Consider the following 6,411-nt stretch of genomic DNA (forward strand, 5'->3'; position numbering starts at 1 on the left):
GGTGGATACATTGAGAAAGTTTGATCCATTGCCCTGCCGATTTTGAGCATAATGAAGAAAGGATAAAACTATCTGGCTATAAATTCCGGCTGAGCGTGGTTCTCAGCACAAAATTTAAATCTAGAGTGCGATCGCCTTATGGCTAATTTTTATTGGAAACGTCCCTATACCGCCCTCGCTGCCTTATTGGTGGGGGTAACTGGCTGTTCCTTAAATTTACCCCCCGATACGGCTGAGGGTCAGCATTCCCCATCTCAAGCTGACTCCCAGGCTGAATCCATTCTAGCGGTGGAAAATTCCCCATCCTGTCCACCTCAAGTTGATCCCTTTACCAAAGCGATTGACAAAGCCACGGGGGCGGCGAATCTTGCCCAATCTGCCCAATCCCCTCAAGATTGGGATTTGGTTGTCTTAGGCTGGATTCAAGCGATTGAGGCGATGCAATCGGTGTCACCGGATAGTCCGAAACGGGCATTTGCTCAGAAAAAGGTGGCAGAATATCTGAGGAACTTAGATGTTGCCCAACAAAAAGCGACGACAAAAACCTCTCCTCTACCCTTTGCCAGCTTTGATAACCCCATCTTTGAAGAACAACTCCTGCTGTATCTTTCTTACGTCGCCGCCGTTGGTCCGCCAGATGTCCTGATTGTGGGCAGTTCACGGGCATTAGTTGGTGTTGATCCCCAACAACTGCAACAAGTTCTGGCGCGTTACGGAAAAGGTGTTTTGAAAATTTTCAACTTTGGCGTGAATGGGGCGACGGCTCAAGTGGTTGATTTTCAACTGCGGCAACTTTTAACGCCGGAACAACTCCCGCGCTTGGTGATTTGGGCAGATGGCGTGCGAGCGTTTAATAGTGGGCGAACGGATAAAACCTATAATAGTTTAGCAACATCGGCGGGATATCAACAGGTAATGGCAGGAAATCGCCCCAAACTACCGGAACCGACGACCAAAACTCCAGAGAATTGTGAAGAGATTCCGGCATCAATTACCCAGAATCCTGATTCGGATAAATCGACACAACCGAGCGACACGATACCTGCTAATGATACGGCTGAACGCTGGCGATTAACCCGCGTTTCCTTTGAAACCAGTAGCAATCCTGTCACCACTCCAGAGACTCGGTTACTCTTAACTCAGTTAGGGGGAAGCCAACCACAACGATTAGCACTGGCACGCAATACTACAGGGTACAGTGCGATCGCGATGGATGCCAATGGCTTTTTGCCAATGGATAGTAAATTTGACCCGAAAACTTACTATCAACAAAATCCCCGTGTGGCTGGGCGTTATGATGCGGATTATCAACCGTTTAGCTTTGCCGGTTCCCAGGCGATGGCGTTGAATTCGATTCAGGCGTTTTTAGCACAGCAGCAGATTCCTTTGGTGATTGTGAATTTGCCTGTGAGTGAGGATTATTTAGATTCGGTGCGTTTAACTCGTGAACGGCAGTTTCGACAGCGAATGCAGCAAAAAGCGACTCGCAATGAGTTTGTTTTTGTGGATTTAGGAGAGCAATGGAAAAATCAGAATCAGTATTTTGCTGATCCGAGTCATCTTAATCGGTATGGCGCAGCGGCGGTGGCGAGTTTCTTAGCCGATAAGTCTGAGATTCCTTGGTCTCAACGTTGAGAGGAGATGAGGGGAGGAAAAGGTCAGCGAAAGCACATAAATTCAATTAGGTTGGCTAAAGCCAAAAATTAGGACAACTATCAGTCTCCCAACTTATTCCGCCGCTGTATCTTGTTCTAACCAAATCGACAAATCTTCCAGGCTATTAAAGCTTAAAATTGTCTGAACTAAGCGTTCTAAATCTTTCCCAGACAAGCCTTCGATTTTGCGGCTAATGTTTTTAGGAATTTCGCCAAAACGCTGCTGGAGTAAACTTATTACTACTCCTAGCTTTCCCTGTAGAATTCCTTCATCTTTAGCTTGAATGATTCGCCCTGTTTCATCTTGTAACATTATTCCTCGCCGCTCCAACTCCTCCAATTCTGCTACGGTGAGATTTGCTTGATTCGCGATATTTAGCGCTTTCTCTATTGCAGATACTTCCGCTAATGGTGCTGGAATGCTTTCCCAGGTTGCTGCTTCTTTAATAAAGTAAATCCACTTGTCCGTCAAACTGTTTAACTCAGACAAGGTTTTATTGAATTTCGGTAATTCTATGAAAATGAGTTTTAATTCTACGGCTTTATACCTAAATGACTCTTCCTCTTCTTTTAAAATAAACTTTGTCACAACTTTAGGGGTTTCTTGAAACATGATAAAATCAGCAATATTTATAGCAATTACTGGATTTAAAAGCCAATAACCTTCGCCAACGCCTAACTGATTTGCGTAAGTCTTAGCTAGGTTATACGTGACCCGTTTATCAAAAGCTTTTGTGCTGGATACTTGCATTTCAATAATAACAGTCGAGCCGTCATGCAAAATGGCTCTCACGTCCAAATAGCTCTCTTTTAACTCTCGAACTTTACCAGGATTGTATGGATTGAGAATGGTTAAAGAACGAATAACGTTTTTGTTACTATAAATAATGGCATTGAGAAAGCTAATCAGTATTTCTTGGCTTTGGTCAGAACCAAATATTTTTTTAAATGCATAATCTACTTTAGGACTGATAAATTTCATGGTTTTTTCTCATCGATAAGGAGTAGGATAAAATTAAATTTCACGAGATAAGGGTATGGGAAATGGGAACAGGAGCATGTCACCTTTTGTATTTGTGTAGGGGCGACCCGCTTGCACAAATCAACAAATCCCCTCAATTTGATCGGGTCGCCCTTTATTTAACCCCCTGTGTTAGTAGAGACGTTGCATGCAACGTCTCTACATTTCCTCTTGAGGAGGCATTTTTCTTCATTAAATGATTTGAATCATATCTGTATATTCCGTCAATAATTCATCATAAGTTAGACTATCATCTTGACTTTGAGGACTCCACAGCAGTTCCACAGTCATCAAATAGTCAGGACGTACTGACGCCACTTTTTGTAATGCCTGATTCAGGGTTTCGGCTGAACGAATGTCGCCAAACAACGGGTGATCATCTGCTGTTCCCACTAACAGCGTCACGACAATATAAGCCGCTGGGTCTTCCTGAGCATCTGGCATTACCGGAACTTTTTGCCGCACTCTTCCGCCAACATTGCTCAGGGTTTCGGCACTAAATTTGCTGCGTTCTTCTACCGAAAGTTGGGTAAATAGTGTTTTTGCTGCCTCGATATCAACGCTTTGCGAACTGCTTAAAACATGACTCCAGGTATCTGAATGACGTAGCAAAACTAACGCCGATTCTTGCAGCAGTTCGAGTAAGCCTTCGGGAGTCGTTGTATCGACAGTTAAGGCGAGTTCCGATAACTCTGATTGCAAGTTTGGGGTGTGAGCAAATAAGGCGACCTGTAATTTACTCACTGTGACAATATCATTTTCTAGTTCATTGGTGGCGGCTTTTCGGCGTTTGAGAAGAGACAAAATTAACCTGATTAGCAGATAAACAACCAGGAAAATACCGACACCAAAAAATAGTAAAACGATGAAGACGGGTAATGGGTTCGCTGATTTCGTGGAGTTCACCCCTTGATGTCCATGTCCATAAGACGGGTGAGGGGTGCGACTGGGATGGGTTGACGAGTGACTGGGTTGATGGGGCTCCCTTTGAGTCGGAGTTGGAAATGTGGGTTTGTTTAATGTACCGCCACTAGCTCGTCCCCCGGTTGTTCCTCTATTGGTAGGATTAGATTGAGATGGAGATGTTCTCGACGATGATGGAGGGGAAGATGAACGGCTAGGGGAAGATGAACGGCTAGGGGAAGATGAACGGCTAGGGGAAGATGAACCGCGACTAAAGGAACCGCCACCGCTGCGTCCCCCACTACTTCTAGCATAGGCGTCGTGACGCATATCAATCGAGGCGCTGATGCGATCGCGCGATACCTCTAGGTCTACACTGTTAATTAGGGTTAAACAAACAGCGGTAGCCAATAACGTCTTAAAGTTCATCCGTGGTAGCCGATTCATAAAGTCCCCCCGATGCTACTCCCTTAGCTACAATTCTAGCTTTTTGGTGAAAATCATTCATCGTTTCATCGCCATCATGGTAGAGAAGGGCGGGTTTAGTTAGGTTATCGGTTGATTCCCAAATGTTATCGGTAAAACCCGCCCCTACAGCTTGGCTACCAGACGTAGGTTAACCGGAAACTTTACCAAAACTTGATAATTCTAGGGTAGGCATTAGCAGCTAAATCGGACATAAATTAAATAAGGGATAAAATAACCTAACTCAGTAAACTCCTATTCTTTCCCAGTGTATTCATGAACCCCCCACCCCCAGAAACCATTCCTTTTGTTGATCTGACGCTGCAACACCAGCCAATTCAAGCTGACATTGAACAAGCGATTCAGACGGTTATCCAGCGCGGCGATTTCGTTTTAGGTCAAGCCTTAGCCGACTTGGAAGCCGCCTTTGCAAAAGCTTCTGGTGCAGAGTATGGTGTCGGTGTCGCTTCCGGGACAGATGCGATCGCGCTAGGATTACAAGCAAATGGGATTGGTGCAGGTGATGAAGTGATTGTTCCTGCCAATACGTTTATTGCCACTCTCATTGGTGTGCTTGAGGCAAAGGCGACGCCCGTCTTAACCGATTGTGACCCCAACACCGCCCTGATTGACCTGAATGCAGCACAAAGGGCAATCACCCCCAAAACCAAGGCAATTATACCCGTCCACCTCTATGGTCAGATGGTATCACCGCCGCAATCACTCAACTTTGCCCATAGCCATAACCTGTTACTCTTTGAAGACGCCGCCCAAGCCCATTTAGCCCAACGGGACGGGTATCGGGCGGGTTCGGTGGGTAAAGCCGCTGGCTTTAGCTTTTATCCGAGTAAGAATTTAGGCGCGTTTGGCGATGGCGGAATCGTCCTAACCAGTGATCCCGATATCTATCAGACCTTGCGATCGCTGCGAAATTATGGCGCACCTCGTAAATATTATCACTCAAAACTGGGCAAAAATAGTCGTTTAGATTCCATCCAAGCGGCGGTTCTCAACGCCAAGTTACCTCATTTGTCCCAATGGAATCAGTCTCGCCACGCCGCCGCCCAGTATTATGACCAATTATTAGCCCCCCTAGCCGAAAAAGGGATTATCCCCATCCAAAACCAAAGCGGTACGGGTCATGTGTATCATTTGTACGTGATTCGGATTACCGCCGCCTGTTCCCTGAGTCGGGAAATGGTGCAAGAGAAACTCAATACCGCTGGGATTCAAACAGGTATCCATTATCCCCTCCCTTGCCATCTACAACCTGCTTATCACTATTTGGGGTATCAAAAGGGTGATTTTCCCCATGCTGAGACCCTGTGCCAGGAAATTTTATCATTGCCTATGTATCCTGGAATAAGTAACGCTCAAATTGAGCGAGTGGTTGATTGCCTTAATAGCTTGTTTGAACCGCATCCGGCGGCTGTAATTTCGGGGTAAGATCATGCAACTTGGACAAAAGATTCCCATTGCCATTGACCGTCACCTGTGGGATGGTGCGATCGCGGCTTTACTGATTATCCTCTATGCGCCTCTACTGATTCACTGGTATGATGGCTGGCTAAATAAAAGTATTAGCATTGAACACGAATACTTTAGCCACGGTTTAATTGGACTGCCCTTTGCCGCCTATATCGCCTGGACTCACCGCCAGCAGTGGCAAACTATACCGGATAAATCGAATTATATCGGGTTAGGATTACTGGCAGTTGGTGGCGTCTTTTATCTGTCGGGTCAATCGGAACTGGTTAATATTTCCTTTCCCACGGTTTTAGCGGGACTTTGTTTGTGGTTTAAAGGGATTCCTGGCTTACGCTTACAAAGCTTTCCCCTACTTTTGGTGATTTTAGCAACACCAACGGCATTTCCTTACTTAATCGAACCCTACGCCTTGCCCCTACAGCGCTTTATTGCCGGAGTTGCAGGCTTTATATTGATTCAATTTGGCATTGATGTTAATGTCGTTGGCATTAACTTATTTGTCGGCGGACGAATTGTCGAAGTCGCCCCCCACTGCGCCGGCTTAAAGATGCTGTTTACCAGTTTATATGTGAGTTTAATGCTGCTGTACTGGAGTGGGGCGTGGATATCCCGACAGAAGACTACACTCTTGCTCATTGGTGCGGTGTTGGTTAGCGTAATTGGTAATATCATTCGCAATACCCTACTCACATTTTTCCATGGCACCGGCATGGACGGAGCATTCCATTGGCTGCATGAAAGTTGGGGTGGGGATCTGTATTCGGCGGGAATGTTAGGAGCGTTGGTGATTTTACTTAAAGTTATTGAACGTTTTGTTGATACCGAACCCCCAACCCATCATTCCGTATCTGAGGGAGATTGAATTTGAAAGGTTAAAAA

At 45.6% G+C, this 6,411-nt stretch carries 5 protein-coding genes; 3 read left to right on the forward strand and 2 right to left on the reverse strand.

Going from position 1 to position 6,411, the window contains the following annotated elements; all coding sequences use genetic code 11:
* The first annotated feature begins 138 nt into the window (after window positions 1-138).
* Window positions 139-1,635, forward strand: coding sequence for a hypothetical protein (locus ACLFWI_RS24690; protein WP_446415117.1), 1,497 nt, complete (start codon window positions 139-141; stop codon window positions 1,633-1,635).
* Window positions 1,636-1,728: 93 nt separating this feature from the next.
* Here ACLFWI_RS24690 and ACLFWI_RS24695 read toward each other — a convergent pair whose 3' ends face one another.
* Window positions 1,729-2,637, reverse strand: a complete 909-nt coding sequence (locus ACLFWI_RS24695) for an Rpn family recombination-promoting nuclease/putative transposase (protein ID WP_446407667.1) — start codon at window positions 2,635-2,637, stop codon at window positions 1,729-1,731.
* Window positions 2,638-2,868: 231 nt separating this feature from the next.
* Window positions 2,869-4,026 carry a DUF1517 domain-containing protein gene (locus ACLFWI_RS24700; RefSeq protein WP_446415118.1) on the reverse strand — a complete coding sequence of 386 codons (1,158 nt, stop codon included), beginning with the start codon at window positions 4,024-4,026 and terminating at the stop codon, window positions 2,869-2,871.
* Between the two features lie 294 nt (window positions 4,027-4,320).
* On the opposite strand from ACLFWI_RS24700, the gene ACLFWI_RS24705 reads away from it, so the two are divergent.
* The gene (locus ACLFWI_RS24705) at window positions 4,321-5,490 is read left to right on the forward strand and encodes a DegT/DnrJ/EryC1/StrS family aminotransferase (RefSeq protein ID WP_446415119.1); all 1,170 of its coding nucleotides are present in this window, start codon (window positions 4,321-4,323) and stop codon (window positions 5,488-5,490) included.
* A 4-nt stretch (window positions 5,491-5,494) separates the two neighbouring features.
* Window positions 5,495-6,394, forward strand: a complete 900-nt coding sequence (gene crtB, locus ACLFWI_RS24710; RefSeq protein WP_446415120.1) for a cyanoexosortase B — start codon at window positions 5,495-5,497, stop codon at window positions 6,392-6,394.
* Window positions 6,395-6,411: the final 17 nt, after the last annotated feature.

It is taken from the genome of Coleofasciculus sp., assembly GCF_046539235.1.
In the GTDB taxonomy this organism is placed as follows: Bacteria; Cyanobacteriota; Cyanobacteriia; order Cyanobacteriales; family Coleofasciculaceae; genus Coleofasciculus.

Bases quoted from the DNA above. Each gene is read 5' to 3' on its own strand.
- ACLFWI_RS24690 (WP_446415117.1), top strand. From the start codon at position 139: ATGGCTAATTTTTATTGGAAACGTCCCTATACCGCCCTCGCTGCCTTA.
- ACLFWI_RS24695 (WP_446407667.1), bottom strand. From the start codon at position 2,637: ATGAAATTTATCAGTCCTAAAGTAGATTATGCATTTAAAAAAATATTT.
- ACLFWI_RS24700 (WP_446415118.1), bottom strand. From the start codon at position 4,026: ATGAATCGGCTACCACGGATGAACTTTAAGACGTTATTGGCTACCGCT.
- ACLFWI_RS24705 (WP_446415119.1), top strand. From the start codon at position 4,321: ATGAACCCCCCACCCCCAGAAACCATTCCTTTTGTTGATCTGACGCTG.
- crtB (WP_446415120.1), top strand. From the start codon at position 5,495: ATGCAACTTGGACAAAAGATTCCCATTGCCATTGACCGTCACCTGTGG.